10 protein-coding genes are annotated in these 14,508 nt (G+C 53.6%); 9 read left to right on the forward strand and 1 reads right to left on the reverse strand.

What is annotated here, in order from left to right; translation table 11 throughout:
* The first annotated feature begins 43 nt into the window (after positions 1–43).
* Both Poly51_RS16555 and Poly51_RS31340 read left to right on the forward strand, forming a co-directional pair.
* Positions 44–589, forward strand: a complete 546-nt coding sequence (locus Poly51_RS16555; RefSeq protein ID WP_146458890.1) for a hypothetical protein — start codon at positions 44–46, stop codon at positions 587–589.
* Positions 586–1,290: a hypothetical protein gene (locus Poly51_RS31340; RefSeq protein ID WP_246114560.1), complete on the forward strand. Its 705-nt coding sequence runs from the start codon at positions 586–588 to the stop codon at positions 1,288–1,290. The genes Poly51_RS16555 and Poly51_RS31340 overlap by 4 nt, the downstream gene beginning before the upstream one ends.
* Positions 1,291–2,865: 1,575 nt before the next feature.
* Here the strand turns inward: Poly51_RS31340 and Poly51_RS31825 are convergent.
* Positions 2,866–3,207 carry a helix-turn-helix domain-containing protein gene (locus Poly51_RS31825; protein ID WP_146458891.1) on the reverse strand — a complete coding sequence of 114 codons (342 nt, stop codon included), beginning with the start codon at positions 3,205–3,207 and terminating at the stop codon, positions 2,866–2,868.
* Between Poly51_RS31825 and Poly51_RS16570 the strand changes: the two genes are divergently transcribed.
* The 7 genes from Poly51_RS16570 (at position 3,194) to Poly51_RS16600 (ending at position 14,497) form a co-directional block, all read left to right on the forward strand.
* Positions 3,194–3,733, forward strand: coding sequence for an RNA polymerase sigma factor (locus Poly51_RS16570; protein WP_146458892.1), 540 nt, complete (start codon positions 3,194–3,196; stop codon positions 3,731–3,733). The genes Poly51_RS31825 and Poly51_RS16570 overlap by 14 nt on opposite strands.
* Positions 3,730–5,259 (forward strand): LamG-like jellyroll fold domain-containing protein, encoded by a 1,530-nt coding sequence (locus Poly51_RS16575; protein ID WP_186775608.1) that lies wholly within the window; start codon positions 3,730–3,732, stop codon positions 5,257–5,259. The genes Poly51_RS16570 and Poly51_RS16575 overlap by 4 nt, the downstream gene beginning before the upstream one ends.
* 71 nt (positions 5,260–5,330) lie before the next feature.
* Complete coding sequence (locus tag Poly51_RS16580; RefSeq protein ID WP_146458894.1) at positions 5,331–6,662, forward strand: DUF1552 domain-containing protein; 1,332 nt, start codon at positions 5,331–5,333, stop codon at positions 6,660–6,662.
* A gap of 23 nt (positions 6,663–6,685) precedes the next feature.
* Positions 6,686–9,217, forward strand: coding sequence for a DUF1588 domain-containing protein (locus Poly51_RS16585; RefSeq protein ID WP_246114561.1), 2,532 nt, complete (start codon positions 6,686–6,688; stop codon positions 9,215–9,217).
* 11 nt (positions 9,218–9,228) lie between these two features.
* Entirely contained in the window at positions 9,229–11,016 is a 1,788-nt protein-coding gene (locus tag Poly51_RS16590) for an alpha/beta hydrolase (RefSeq protein WP_146458895.1), read from the forward strand.
* On the forward strand, positions 11,013–13,166 hold the full coding sequence (locus tag Poly51_RS16595; protein ID WP_146458896.1) for a DUF1592 domain-containing protein: 2,154 nt from the start codon (positions 11,013–11,015) through the stop codon (positions 13,164–13,166). Before Poly51_RS16590 ends, Poly51_RS16595 begins: the two co-directional genes overlap by 4 nt.
* Complete coding sequence (locus tag Poly51_RS16600; protein ID WP_146458897.1) at positions 13,163–14,497, forward strand: DUF1552 domain-containing protein; 1,335 nt, start codon at positions 13,163–13,165, stop codon at positions 14,495–14,497. The genes Poly51_RS16595 and Poly51_RS16600 overlap by 4 nt, the downstream gene beginning before the upstream one ends.
* The last annotated feature ends 11 nt before the right edge of the window (positions 14,498–14,508 follow it).

Genomic DNA, 14,508 nt, shown 5'->3' on the forward strand with positions numbered 1-14,508 from the left:
ACACTGATGTTGCAAAACAAAAAGGCAACAACAGGACGCCCTCATGGATGAGAGTAATCGCTGGGGTCACCAGCACGCAACAGATGCTCAGCAAAACGCCCTCGCGCAAGATATCGTCGAGCAGGTTTTCGATGAGATCCGCTCTCGTCTCGTTGAAGCCGTCGACGGATTCCTCAAAGAACCGATTTCACCGACAGCGCTGCATCGATTCGAACTCGCTCTGCTGCTCTTGGTTCGCGAAATCGGACGCTTGATTCTCCAGGGAGTCGTTCAATCACTCGAACCATCCGGCGCGACTCGTCTTCCCAAAGATCTGTATTATCAGTGCGGAGGATACGGAAGTCGCGCCAAACCAACGCCCAATCGTTCGATCGCCACTCGCTTTGGAATCATCGTCCTGTGGCGAACGGGATTCCGAAGTTGGCAGCGAGACGAAGAGACGATCTTCCCGTTGGAGTTGATGCTGGGGCTGGTCGAAAACGTTTCACCCGCCATGCTCGATTGGATCGGACAGGAGATTGCCGCCGCCGGCATGAGCCAACAAGCGACACTCGATGGAACGGGCAAATTCCTGGACTGGCTTACGTGACAGACTCGGGCAGCAACGAAACGGAGTACTTTCGTCGCGTTCTGAAGAAGATGAAGCATCCGATCAGCGGCAAGAAGTTGGACTGGACTCGGGTGGCCGACTTCTATCATGTCAGCGAGCGGGTGAAGGTTGAGAAATCGCTCGAAGCCGATTGGGCGTTGCGCCTTGCCGGTGGGGAGCGAATTGTTGAGGTAAAGCCAACACCCAACGACGAAGCAGATTGGATCGTGCGTTTGGTTTCAACCCACAGCAAAGAAAGTCCACGAATCGAACGAGTCGAGATCGCCCGCGCCGGCAATGACGTTCAATTTCGCAGGAGTGAAGTTCGACACTTCGTTCCTGGCAACCTCTTCTACTTCGGCTTTGATGTTCAAACGGGTATCGGAACGATCTCTAACGCATCGTTTGGTATCGGCGGAAGTGATTGGAAGTCGTCGGACCAGCGAATCAATTTGGAACCGACGTTGTTGGAAGCCCTCGAGGTGCCACTTCTCGCCGAGCTTGAAAGAAGGGCTGCCGGGACGAGCGTCCAGAGGCGTCGGGGCGTTGAAGAAGCCCGCCACGCAATTGCTCGATTATCCCTGCCAGAGTTTTCAGCATCCGTGCTGTTCCTGTTGCCGAACCCGGCAGCCCTGTGGATTGGTGTGTTCGCAAACTGCGAAAGAATGCTCAGCCGGCCGACGGCGGCACGATCTTGTTGAAGCGGAGACCGCGGTGAGGGTTTGCAACCGCCTTCTTACCGGCCAGATGTTTGTCGGCCGCGATTTGATCGGTCACCTGCTGCATCATGTCTGCCAGCATCGCCAATGCATTACTACGACGGGAGCTAGTTCACGGAATGCATCCCCACATTCACGCTGCCCATGCTCAGCATGAAGCAAAAATCGGTTAGCCGATCACGTCAGTGTATTTTCATCGTCGAGATTCCGTGGCTCGTTGCGACCTAAGTAATTGAAGAACTTTGCCCATGCCCACGACATTGAAAATCCTAGGAAGGCAAGAAAGGCGAAGAGTCCGAGCCCAAAAACGAGGTAATCGAGCCAAGCTGGTAATGGTAATGACACTGATCTCTCCAATGCTGTAATCGGGCCTGCGGTTCCGAACTAGAGCCCTTCGAAGAAAAGAAGGTTTGGTCTGATTCGCAAATTCCGAGTGGGACTGGTGGGAACAGAAATTGGTACGCAGACTCTTCTGGATATTGGACTCGCGTGCTCCAGTGGCTGACGTTGGAACCTTTGGAAACACGGATCGGAGCAAACTTTCAGGCGGTCGACTTAGATTCTCTTCCGGCGTTGAAGTTCTTTGAAGCTCACTCGCTCACACTTCGGTGCAGATGGTCGATCGGTTCCGAATAATAACGTACCCTGCATCGAGGCAGCGACGGCGGAGCCGACGAGGCAGTCGAGGCAGTGGTTGTCGGGTAATTCAGGGCGGGCTTTCCATTCGTCGACGGTTCAGCCTCAGCCTTCGGTTTTGATGAAATACTCGGCGTTGATTGGTTCTGCAAAGCTTCAATTGGTTTCCGATTGCGTTCCGTAGACGGAGAGACATCCGCGGTCACCCATTGCGACGGCGAGGCGTGCGTGGGTGAGTGACTTCCACCAATTGGTGTCATAGATCACGTGACAGATCGCTCATTTGCCGAAGATACTCGTCGGCAAGATGTACGACAGCGGCTAGCGAACACCCGGCGTCGGCCGCCGGAGCGTCGAAAAGAATCTTAAAAAGTCGCTTCGGTGTGCAGGACCGACGGCATTTTCTGTGAGATCTTCAAGCTGGCGGTTGGTCCAACCGCCGTCACGAAATGATCTAACTACTCACATTCCGCACCCCTGAAACAAGGTTCGACGACCGCCCCAATTGAATCGGCAAAAAACGGTGTTTTCCGATTTCGAGTTCTTGCATGCGATCCGTGTTTGGTACGGGGTGCCTGACTTTGATTCCTCCGAATCGCAAAAAACACTGCAATTTGTTGGGTCAAACGCAACTTGAAGTTTAGGGTGCGGAATGTGACTAACTAAGTCGCGTCGGTCACGCCACCTACGGCGCTATCGTGACAGCAACAAACGATTGCGAATCTCGAATTGGAAATCCAGAAAGGTCCCCGAGTCATACTCTACCCAATCCGAGGTCTCGTTGAGCCAGATGCATTTGACCGTTTGAAACTGGCTCACGAGTACATGTCGCTAATTGACTTGGGACAGGTGAAAACGCGAGCGGAACTGGCGTTAATCCGGAGACCATGACCGTGGCCGACCGCACAAAGGAAGCGATCACTACTTCTGCCGATGTTGTTCGTGATATTCGCGGGGTGTCATATTGCGGTGTTTCCAAAACAGAACGCTCAGGTATTCTGGGCATTCGAGGCTACAGCGGTTTGCGATTCGATCCAACGTGAGGTTGGTTTCACGAAGTTCCCTTTTTGCTTTCGCCAGCCGCGTCGCCGTGATCAATTCGTGCAGTGTTATTCCCACCGCACATTTAGATCGTGTTTCCAGAGCCCGTTGGCGGCCGAATAGCAAAGAAATTTGTCCCGCTTTTCGTCCGATTCGACGCTTATATGTATGCTCTCGCTTAAAAGCGCTCTCTCGGATCGACGACGTGATGGATTCAGACAAAAATCGAGATCAAATATTGAAGGAAGCCTTTGGTTACCACAAGGCGCTCGTGGCGTATGCCTACGGCCTGCTGCGGGACTATGCCCTGGCCGAGGACGCTGTTCAGAGCGGTTACGTGGCCTTAACGAAGCGATTTGACACGATTTCGGGAGATTCGGTGCTCGCCTGGTGCCGGGGTGCTGTTCGTCTGGAGGCGCTTCAGCTTCTTCGAAAGCGCGGCAAGGTGCCGTCGTTAGAAGAAACCCTGCTTTTCGACGCGGTTGCCGATGCGTTCGAGATTGAGCAAACGCCCGAGCGAGAAGCCATGCGATTGGAGCGGCTGGAGAAGCTGCGCGACTGTTTCGCGAAAGTTCCCACGCGTTCCCAAAAAATGATTGGCGGGCGATATCTGGATGGGCTCGGCCTACGGGAACTGGCGCTGCGGTTGAACATGAGTGAGGCAGCAGTTCGCAAGGGTATCTATCGAACGCGCTTACTTCTTCGAGAATGCATGGAACGTACCCCAATCGCACCGAGGTCGACATGAATCATGAATTTGATCAATTTTTCGACGCTTACCTCGCTGGTGAACTCAGCGCGGAGCAATCGGTTGACTTCGCTGAGAAACTGGATTCCGATCCCGGTTTTCGCGCGGCATTTGTCGGCTTTGTAGAGGAGTCTCATGAGCTCGCCAGTGTTGCTGGCGAAGTTGCGGATTCACGTCCGGAGAAGAAGATCTCTTCTCTATCGACATCAACGTTCCGAGCCATTTCCGCAGCAGCAGCGGTCTTATTGTTAGTGGTCGCGGGATGGTTGTTGTGGCCTTGGCAGAACGCTGACGATCCCAAACTTGCCGACGTTACCGGAGAGGCCCTGGATCACAGCGTGGCTCAACTGGAGAAGGCAGTCGGAGTCCGCTGGATCGGTTCGGTTCAGCCCGCCCAGGGAGCTGCGTTGGAGCCGGGGATTCTCCGCATTGCCGGAGGAGTCGCTCAGCTTGAGTTCTATAGCGGCGCCCAGGTGATTGTTGAAGGTCCGGCTGAATTCGAACTCATCTCGGCCTATCACGCGCGCTGCCTTCAAGGGAAGATTCGGGCTCGCGTGCCAAAGCAGGCGCAGGGGTTCTCGATTCAGACGGCCTCGTTTGAGCTGATCGACCTCGGTACGGAATTCGGGATGGACGTTTCCACTTCCGGCGCTGCGAACGTTCGCGTGTTCGATGGTGAAGTGGAACTTCATGCTGAAAATCGTGCGAAGCAATCCGTGCTCGGTGGGCAGGCAATTGCAATCGACGCGGAGGGGAATTCTTCGCTGACGCAGAATGAGTCTTCTTCATATCCAGACTTTGCCGAAGTTCAGGCGCGAGCCGATTCCGATGCGATGGCGAAGCTGGAGCGATGGAGAAAATGGAATGAGTCTCTCCGTTCTGACTCACGCATCGTCGCCCGATTCGATTTTCAAGATCGAACGATTGACCAGGGAGCGATCGTGGGATGTCGTTGGGCCGAAGGTCGCTGGCCGGGCAAGGGCGCACTTGAATTCCGCCACACCGGAGATCGTGTGCGTGTTTCGATACCAGGTAAGTTTTCCCAGCTCACCCTAGTGACTTGGATCCGATTGGACGCGTTACCAAGGCTGCGTCACCAAGCCTTGTTGTTAACGGATGAATATCGACCGGATCACATTCATTGGCAAATTCCCCCCATTGGCGGGCTGGCCCTGAAAGCGAGGTTGAAGCGTGGAGAATCAATCGTCAAGCCAGGGCAAATACCGAATGTTTTCGATCAAAATGCACTCGGAGTCTGGAGTCACGTCTGCTCTACGTTCAGTCAGCAAGAAGGAATGGTCCGGCACTACCTCAATGGGAAAGAAGTCTCGGAGCATGTTTTCGATTATGGTCGCCCACTTCAGATCGGTGTCGGAGATATCGGCAACTGGAGTGTGCCAGCCAAAATGCTCAGAGGGCCGGGTCCGCCTCGCAATTTTGTTGGCGCCATGGATGAGATGACGATTTGGAACGTGACGCTTTCCCCTGATGAAATACACGACATCTATCAACAGCACAGGCCGTGAATCCATGAGCTGCGATAAGGAAATGGCAAACATCTATGAGAGAACAGAAACTAACAAATCGGTATAGACATATGATAAATCGCAGACAATCAATTCAGAAGGTTCTTTCAGGAATTGGAGCCGCTGCTTTCGGGTCTTCAGTATTACCTCAACTCACCCAGGCCGCTTCCACAAACACCGGGTATGCAGGTGGACCAAAGCGAGTCGTATTCTTCATGCAGAACAATGGGTTCGACCCCAAAAGCTGCGTCCCAACTAATGTGGCTAATAACGGCTCCCTTGCCTCAGCAATTTTGCCGAAACAAATTGAAGCCCTCAATCCCTACAAAGAAAAGCTTCATATTGTTAACGGTCTTCACGGGAAGCATACGAGTGCTACTCACAGTGCTTTTTTTGGTGCTCTGGGAGGTTACCGCGGAAGTAATGGCGTTCCTCCAAGCGCCTCCACAATCGATTACGAATTAAGCAAAATCCTCCCCGAAACTTTGCTCCCCCATCTCTGCATTGGGATGGACGCCCTCGAAAACATGACTACGAAGCCAACTGTAGCCAACCTATCCGCAAGTGGTGCAGGGCAAACGATTCCCATGTATTCGAACCCGAATCATCTCTACCAACTTCTTTATGGAAGTATTTCCAGCGGGGAAGTTCGTAGTCAATATGAAGCCGATAGCTCTACGCTGGAGCTGGTCGAATCCCTGGCAGTCTCAAAAGCCAGAGGACTCTCAGCAAGCGAAAAGGAACGCTACAGTAAGTTCACCCGCGGGCTCGGTGATATCAATAACTTACGAGGCAAACTCGAAAACGCGTCTGACCAACTTGCCCAGTTCGCTCCCGAGATAGATGAGCGTTATCAAAACCCAGAATTTGAAACCGACTGGCACGATACCCTGCTCGACCTCGGAATCTCTGCCCTGAAGTCAGGAACAACCAGCGTCCTCACTGTGGGGTCGGGGCGAGGAGATATCTTTGGCTCATGGAAGGGACTGGGAGTGGAAGTGCAAGGTCACAAACTCGGACACATGCCACAAGCTGGGAATCCCATCTGGGATCGTATTCGCCAATACAACATGAGGATGCTCATCAAAATCATGGAAGAGCTGGAAAGCGTCCCAGAGGGGAGCGGCACCATGATGGATAACACACTCATCGTTTACACGAGCAACAACGCAGACAGACAACACACCAACGGGGCTAACTGGCCTGTGATGTTACTTGGAAACTGTGGTGGTGCATTCAAAACTGGTCGCTTCACCCAGCTAGACGGAACCCGCCCTATCAATGCACTTTACACCTCGATCTTGAAGACGGCAGGCGTCAATACAGAACGCTTTAACATGTCAGAAACAATGGCAGGTCACTATGACTCCGGGACAGGGCCCATCAAGGCAATCATCGCCTAGAACAGTATATGAAAGATAAGTCTATGAAAGCCCTACAAAACTACACACTCATAGCTACCGCCTTTTCACTGCTAAGCATGATGAATTTACAGGCGGAAGAACCTTACACCCCCGGGCATCCACCAGAGGGAGGCTTTGATTCGTTCGCATCCGAATTTATCGAGCGTCATTGTTTCGACTGCCATGGTGATGGCACGGAAATGGGAGGGCTAAGCTTAGATGACCTTGGCCCTGTAAACGAGACAAACGCAGGCCTTTGGGAATCCATCTGGGCACAGGTTGCAATCGAAGAGATGCCACCAAAAAACGAAGGGCAGCCTGAAAAAATTGATCGCCTGAAATTCACTGATTCGATTCTTAACGAATTAGGTAAAACCATGAAAGACAAGGGTGGTTTTCATGCCCACAAAACCCCCAAAAAAGCAAATTTTGTCAGCCATGATCTACTCTTCGGAGAACTACCGAAAGATTTGAAACTGCTGCCAACCTCTTCACCGAAACGAATTTGGAGAGTGACGCCACAAGAGCATATCACTCGGCTCAATGAACTGATTAACACTGAGCCAGAATATGACCCCAAAAATCCAGGTTTAAGAACGCATGGTGACGCTGTGCCACTAGATCACGGCGGTCAACTCAAGCTCTACTTCGGTGTCGACCGAATCAATAGTTGGCAAGGCGCGACGGTCTCCTATGCAGCCGCCGTTAAAAGCGCACCGGTCGTTCTTGCTGCCGCACACAAGCATGGATTTGAAAATTATGCCCATTTTGCGAGCGTAAACAGTGCCGAATCTACGCAGATCCTAAGTAAAGCGGTAGACATCCTAAAATACATGGCATATGGCCCCGAGATCTTGGTTATAGATCCGGATCAAATCACCAATGATCCAGTCCTCTATACCGCAAAACTCGAAGGAAAAAACATTATGGGAAGCACTGCGTCTGTGACCTATGATGAAAATATTGTTCGCCCTCTAACACCTCTTTACCACCTCCTGAAACAAGAGAAAGAAACGTATTCAGATGCCGAGTTGCAGAAGGTCATCGAACATTTATTCGAAATGGTAACATTCCGACCCCCAGAGGTTTCTGAGACGAATAGTTATGTGGACTTAATTAAGGAGTTAATTCCAAAACTTGGACAAAAAGAAGGACTCTTTAGAGGCTTGTCTGCGATCTTCTTAGATCGTGATGCTCTGTTCTATTCTGAACTAGCTGAAACAGGAGAGCCAGATCCATTCGGGCGTGTCATGTTACAGGACTGGGAACTCGGTAATGCACTCAATCGAGCGCTGTGTTACATAAAGCCGGATGCGCAACTCCGGGAAGCTATAGCAACCGGAAACATGCGCACCAGGGAAGATGTGCAGCGTGAGCTTTCTCGTATGCTCGCAGATGACAGCATTCGAAAACCACGCATCCTTCAATTTTTCAGAGAGTATTTCGACTACGACCTTGCGGTCTATATCTGCAAAGATGACAAGGCCTTAAGAAAAACAGGATATGGCAAACAAAGGCCTGATCGTTTTCAAGGAAGCATGCTCTTTAATCTCGCCAGCACAGACCGTCTGGTTGAGTTAATCCTCGAGGAAGATCAGCAAGTTTTGAAGGAACTTCTGACGACTCAAAAAGTAATATTTACCGGAAGCAATAAGTCGTATTACCCCGGAATAAAGATAAGGCGCGCCAAAAAAACACCGTCGAAAGACAATGCAAAAACACCCGGGAAAACAACTTCAAAAGAGAGAACCTGGAAGACTATAAGAAACGAACTCGAGTCAGATAAAACTCTCAGCATGGACAAGAGAATTGAACTGCTGCGAGAACACCACACACTAAAATACGGGCACGAAAAAGGGTATCAAGCACCTGAAATCCCGTCAGACGCAGATGCATTCTATGCAAGAGTGGGCCATCGCTCATATGGAACAGGCTCATTTAAGCCCGAAAGATACTTACACAGCGCACCTAAAGGGCAACGTCTTGGAATTCTAACACAGCCTTCCTGGCTGGTCTCCCATTCGGATGCGATGGATAACCATGCGATTCATCGTGGCATATGGATTCGGGAGCGCCTGCTTGGTGGAGGAATACCGGATGTGCCTATTACCGTCGATGCCCAGCTTCCGGATGAGCCTGATACTCCACTGCGCGACCGTATGCGAGTAACCCGTGAGGAGTATTGTTGGAACTGTCATGAAAAAATGGATCCGCTCGGCCTTCCCTTTGAGATGTATGATCACGCAGGGTTTTACCGGACTAAAGAACTCGGCAAACCAGTTGACACCTCTGGGGAGATCATTGACTCCGGAGCCCCAGAGCTTGACGGTCCCGTCACCGATGCTCTTGAGATGATTACTAAGCTCGCGAAAAGCGAACGCGTTGAACAAGTGTTTGTCCGGCACGCCTTCCGTTTTTGGATGGGACGCAACGAGACCATTCATGACAGACCCGTCCTCCTTGCTGCCCACAAAGCCTATCAAGAAAGCAACGGCAGCATGAACGCCCTCATTACTTCTCTCGTTACATCTGATGCCTTTTTGTATCGGAAGTAAGGAATCTTAATATGATAAAACAATTGTTGATGATATGTACTTTGTTTGCATCGGTCTCTGCTTTCGGCCAAGTGCCGAAGATGGGCGGCGGAAAGAAGTATGATTGGACGCTCGGATACGAACCGGACAAGATCATCGAGTTCTACACGCCGCTTCCGGATGTGGATCTGAAGCTCCATCTGTTTTTCCCGGAAGACTATCAGGTCACCGACAAACGCCCGTGCATCATCTTTTTCTTTGGCGGCTCATGGGTGGGAGGCGATCCGGACCAGTTCTACGGGTTTAGCAAATATATGGCGTCGCGGGGTATGGTTGCCATTTCCGCTCAGTACCGTAACAAAAAGTACAACAAAGCCATTCCGCGCGATTGTGTGGAAGACGGCCGCGAGGCTGTGCGGTATGTGCGCCAACACGCAGTCGAGCTTGGGGTTGATCCGGATCGGATTGCTGCGGGTGGCGGCTCAGCGGGCGGGCATGTGGCTGCCGCTGTCGCCATGTGCACAAATCTTGATGCCAATCCCGACAGCCCCGTTTCAAGTATTCCCAATGCGCTCGTGCTGTTTAATCCGGTCTACAACAATGGTTCAGAGGGGTTTGGCTACAAGCAAGTTAAAGATTATTGGGAGGATATTTCTCCTTTCCACAATATTCGCGAAGGACAACCGCCAACCGTCTCATTTTTTGGGTCAAAGGATAAGCACACTAGCGTGTCGCAGATCAATGCCTTTCAAGCGGCCATGGAAAAAGCCGGCAATGTTTCAGTCTCCCATATCTATGAGGATCAGGGGCATGGATTTTTCCATATCTCGAAAGGCGGCCGGAATCTCTTTGAAGATTTGTTGATCAAGAGCGATGCGTTTTTGGTCGAGCAGAAATTTCTGTCGGGCGAAAACCGGGCCAAGGAGTGGACTGCCATGGCGATTGAACACTATGAGAACACCTCCTTGGCACAAAGAAAGACTGCCAAGAAGAAGCCGACGAAAAAGCCCACGAAAAAATCGGCGAAGAAGGAGCTGGTCGATGTGTCGGAGGGGCGCCCTGTGGTTCGATTGTGGCCACTGGAGCAGGTCGGCGGTCCGGCGAATCGGCTGAAACATGAAGTGACCCGTCGTGGGACTATTCGATATGAAAACGTTAAGGATCCGCACCTGGTGCTCTTTTCTGCTCAACGGGCTGAGCCGAATCCTGCGGTTGTCTATTGCCCTGGGGGTGCCTATCAACATCAGACGCCTAAGCCGGAAATCATCGAATGGCTGAACGAATGCGGGGTTACGGTTTTTATGCTCAAGTATCGGGCTTCTGGCGATCGTGAGGCGGCCTTTGAAGATGTGCAACGTGCGATGCGCCTGGTGCGTCAGAATGCAAAGCAATGGAATATCGATCCGAATCAACTGGGTGTAGTCGGATCGTCGGCGGGCGGTCATTTGGTGTTGCGCTTGAGCCAGCATCATAATCAACGTGCCTATCCGGAAATAGATGATGCGGATCAGCAGTCTTGTGAACCGGATTTTGTGATTACCGGTTCGGCGGCCTATTTGTGTGAAAAGGGAACGCAAGAAATTGTGGAGGAGTTCCCAATGAGCGGCAAGATCGCACCGACATTTATGGTCTATGCGCTGAATGACAAACGCCATGGACACAACAGTGTGGTGTATGAAAAGGCGCTAAGAGCGGTGGGCGGAACCACGGAAATCATGGCCTCTGAAACGGGCGGTCACCCGTTGAAAGGTGTGAACTGGTTCACACCGTGCGAAGAATGGCTAAAGGCGCAGGGCATTAAGATTAGCCCTGTAAAATGATCTTTAACCACCGTTACCCGTCATCGATATCGACCGGACGTCCGCTTGAGCAGTTCTCTGCTCTCAGCGCCGTACCCGCCTTCGGAGTGTTCATGATCCTGCGCCAGCCAATATCCAAGTTACTCGCCTTATGCCTCGTGCTCGCAATGCCCATGAGCGGCATGGCTGTCGATCACGACACGTTCTTCACCGATACGTTGCAGCCAACCTTCAAGGAAAGCTGCACTGAGTGCCACGGTCGCAACGGCGAGGTAGAGGGCGACGTCAACCTGCTGAACCTGAAGAACGTCGGTGACCTGACAGGCGATCTGGAGCTTCTCGAAAACCTGGTTGACGTGCTTGGGGCCGAAGAGATGCCGCCGGAAGACGAACCGCAGCTGGACGCAAAGCACCGTCAGCAGTTGTTGGCACAGTTGCAGAAATTGCTTCACGAGGTCGTCAGCAAGCAGAAATCCGCCGCGCAGGCGCCCATCCGGCGAATGAACCGGTTTCAGTACAGCAACGCCGTCCGGGACTTGTTCGACCTGAAAGTAGCAATCTTCCCGCTGCCCGAGCGCGTCGTCCGGGATTACGGCTATTTCAAGCCGGAGACCGGCAAGATGCCGGACGTTATCAGAGCGGGCAACCGACCGCTCGGCAAATCGCAGATGAACGAGAAGCGGCTTGCCGACGTCCTGGCGTTCCCCCAGGACCTGCGAGCCGAACATGGGTTTGACAATCAAGGCGACCATTTGTCGCTTTCCCCGTTGTTGATGGAGTCGTTTATCGAGCTCAGCCGATCGGTCATCGACAGCCCGACGTTCACCGACAGGACCTGCGGAATCTGGCAGCAGTTTTTCGCTCCGCCGGCGCCCAGTGGAGACACACGCCTCGCCGTCCAGACGCGGCTTGAGTCGTTTCTGACTCGCGCCTTTCGACGCCCGCCCGGCACCGAGACCCTGCAACGCTTCACCAACCATGTCATGGGCTTGATTGCCGCCGGCAGTTCATTCACCAACAGCATGAAATCCGCGGCTGCCGCGGCTATCGCTTCACCGCGATTCCTCTATCTCTATGACCGCGCCAGCTCAGCTGACAAGGCTGAGACGGTTGACGACTACGAGCTCGCGTCGCGCCTGTCGTTCTTCCTTTGGGGAAGCATCCCGGACCAACCGCTTCTCGACCTGGCAGCTGCCGGCAAGCTGAAGGATCCAACCGTTCTGGCCGGCCAGGTTGACCGCATGATGACCGACAGAAAGCTCAAGCGATTCTGCGACAGCTTTCCATCACAATGGCTGCAGATGGACCGGATCATCTCGGTCAAACCCGACCCAAAGCAGCATCCCGATTTCTACTTCAGCGGCGGCCAGTACAACGCTTCCATGCATATGATGCTCGAGCCGCTGCTTGTATTCGAAACAATCTTGATTGAAGACCGATCGATCCTTGAACTGATCGACGCCCCTTTCAGCTATCGCAGCGAGGCGCTGGTATCATGGTACGCGGACGGCAAACTCAACAAAGCCAGGCCGGCGGTCAACACTTATACGCGCGTCGCCATCACTGACCGGCGCCAGGGTGGTGTCATGACCAATGCGGCCGTGATGACCATGACATCGGGCCCGAAGCGAACGCATCCGATCACCCGCGGCGCATGGCTGGCGACCGTTATCTTCAACGACCCGCCTCCTCCGCCACCCGCCGACGTGCCGCCGCTGCCGGAGGATAAGAAGGACACCTCACATCTCACCATCCGCGAACGTCTCGCGGCACACCGCGAACGTGCCGACTGCGCAGGTTGCCATGAACAGATCGACCCGCTCGGGTTTGCGCTCGAGAACTACGGTCCGACCGGACTGTGGCGGACGGTCTATGACAACAACCGCGAGATCGACATGAGCGGCAAGCTGTTTCGCCAACACAAATTCGCCAGCGTTGTCGAGTTCAAAGACGCCATTCTGCAGAACAAGAATCGCTTTACGCGGGCGCTGGTCGGGCATCTGCTAGCCTTCGCCCTGGCCCGCGAGATCGATGCCACCGACGCCGTGGCGCTGGACCGCATTGTCGAGCAGGCGACGGTCGACGACTACCGACTGAAAGGACTGATCAAGCAGGTCGTCCTCAGCGAGTCATTTCAACGCAAATACAATCCCCCGGAGGATGACCGATGATCACGCGACGCTCCTTTTTACGCGGTGCTGGCGGCGCAGTCCTCTCCTTACCCTGGCTCGAGAGCCTGGCCGAATCACCCGCCGCGCAGGCACCTCACCGCTTTGCCGTATTCTATGTCCCGATCGGTGTCGTGCGCCGCTCATTCTTCCCCCTCGAAACCGACAACGAAGTCCCCGTTTTTCGCGGCGCTGACTTTAAGGGAGTGGATGGTGCTGACATCAAGCCCGGGCTGCATCCGTTTCCGCTGACGCCGACGATCAAGCCGCTGGAAGGCATGCGCGAACATGTGACGCTGATTACGGGAATCGATCGCACCTTTCAAAGCGGCACAGACGTCCATGCCCAATGCGGCAGCTGCTTCCTCACCAGCGCCGCCCCGTACAGCATCCAGCACTCCGCCTATCCGCTGGATCGAACGCTCGACCATGTCATTGCCGATGAAATTGGCGGCACGACTCCGTTCCGTACCATGGAATTCAGCTGCAACCCGCACAAGGACAACAAGGAGTCGATCTACTTCGACAACATTTCCTGGTACGCCACTGGCCAGGTCGCGCCGTCTATCCGCGATCCGCGCAAGGCCTATCGCCGAATGTTCGGCACGCAGGAGATCGAGCGCGTGCGCAACATCTCCGACCTGGTCCTGGACGAAGCCCGGTCACTGAGCCGGGAACTGGGCTACGCCGACCGCGAGAAGTTCGGCGAGTACCTGGAGGCGATTCGCAGTATCGAGGTCAAGACAGATCGTCTGGAGAAGATGAAGGGTGAACTGGACAAGGTGGACTTGGCAGAGCCCAGCGCGGCACATCTGCCGCGCGGCGAGCACATCCAGCTAATGGCCGACCTTATGATCGTCGCGCTCCAGGCAGGTTTGACGCGTGTCGCGACCTTCATGATCGGCCCGGAACGCTGGGATACCCCGTACATGTTCGACGGCCTGTTCGATGAGCCGATGAGTCATCACAAAATGTCGCATAACCAGCGGCAGTACATCACGCACCTGGAGCAGGTAGATCATTTCCACATGCAGCAGTTTGCCCTGGTGCTTGAGAAGATGAAGGCGATCAAGGAATCGAACGGCTCGACGCTGTTGGATAATACGCTCATCACCTATGGCTCCGGGCTTGGCGACGGCTCAACGCATCAGTTCCACAACCTCCCCATCATCGTCGGCGGCGGCGCCGGCTTCGGCATCAAGGGCGGCCGCCATATTCACTGCTCCGACGGCACGCCGCTGGCCAACCTATGGCTGAAGCAGGCGCAGCTGATGGGCCTCAAAGGCAATCGCTTCGCAGACAGTACCCAGGCAATGCACCAGCTGGTTGGATGATGGCAGCCCGT

This window comes from Rubripirellula tenax, from assembly GCF_007860125.1.
Lineage (GTDB): Bacteria > Planctomycetota > Planctomycetia > Pirellulales > Pirellulaceae > Rubripirellula > Rubripirellula tenax.

Coding starts and splice junctions, on each gene's coding strand:
- Poly51_RS16555 (WP_146458890.1), top strand. CDS start 44: ATGGATGAGAGTAATCGCTGGGGTCACCAGCACGCAACAGATGCTCAG.
- Poly51_RS16570 (WP_146458892.1), top strand. CDS start 3,194: ATGGATTCAGACAAAAATCGAGATCAAATATTGAAGGAAGCCTTTGGT.
- Poly51_RS16575 (WP_186775608.1), top strand. CDS start 3,730: ATGAATCATGAATTTGATCAATTTTTCGACGCTTACCTCGCTGGTGAA.
- Poly51_RS16580 (WP_146458894.1), top strand. CDS start 5,331: ATGATAAATCGCAGACAATCAATTCAGAAGGTTCTTTCAGGAATTGGA.
- Poly51_RS16585 (WP_246114561.1), top strand. CDS start 6,686: ATGAAAGCCCTACAAAACTACACACTCATAGCTACCGCCTTTTCACTG.
- Poly51_RS16590 (WP_146458895.1), top strand. CDS start 9,229: ATGATAAAACAATTGTTGATGATATGTACTTTGTTTGCATCGGTCTCT.
- Poly51_RS16595 (WP_146458896.1), top strand. CDS start 11,013: ATGATCTTTAACCACCGTTACCCGTCATCGATATCGACCGGACGTCCG.
- Poly51_RS16600 (WP_146458897.1), top strand. CDS start 13,163: ATGATCACGCGACGCTCCTTTTTACGCGGTGCTGGCGGCGCAGTCCTC.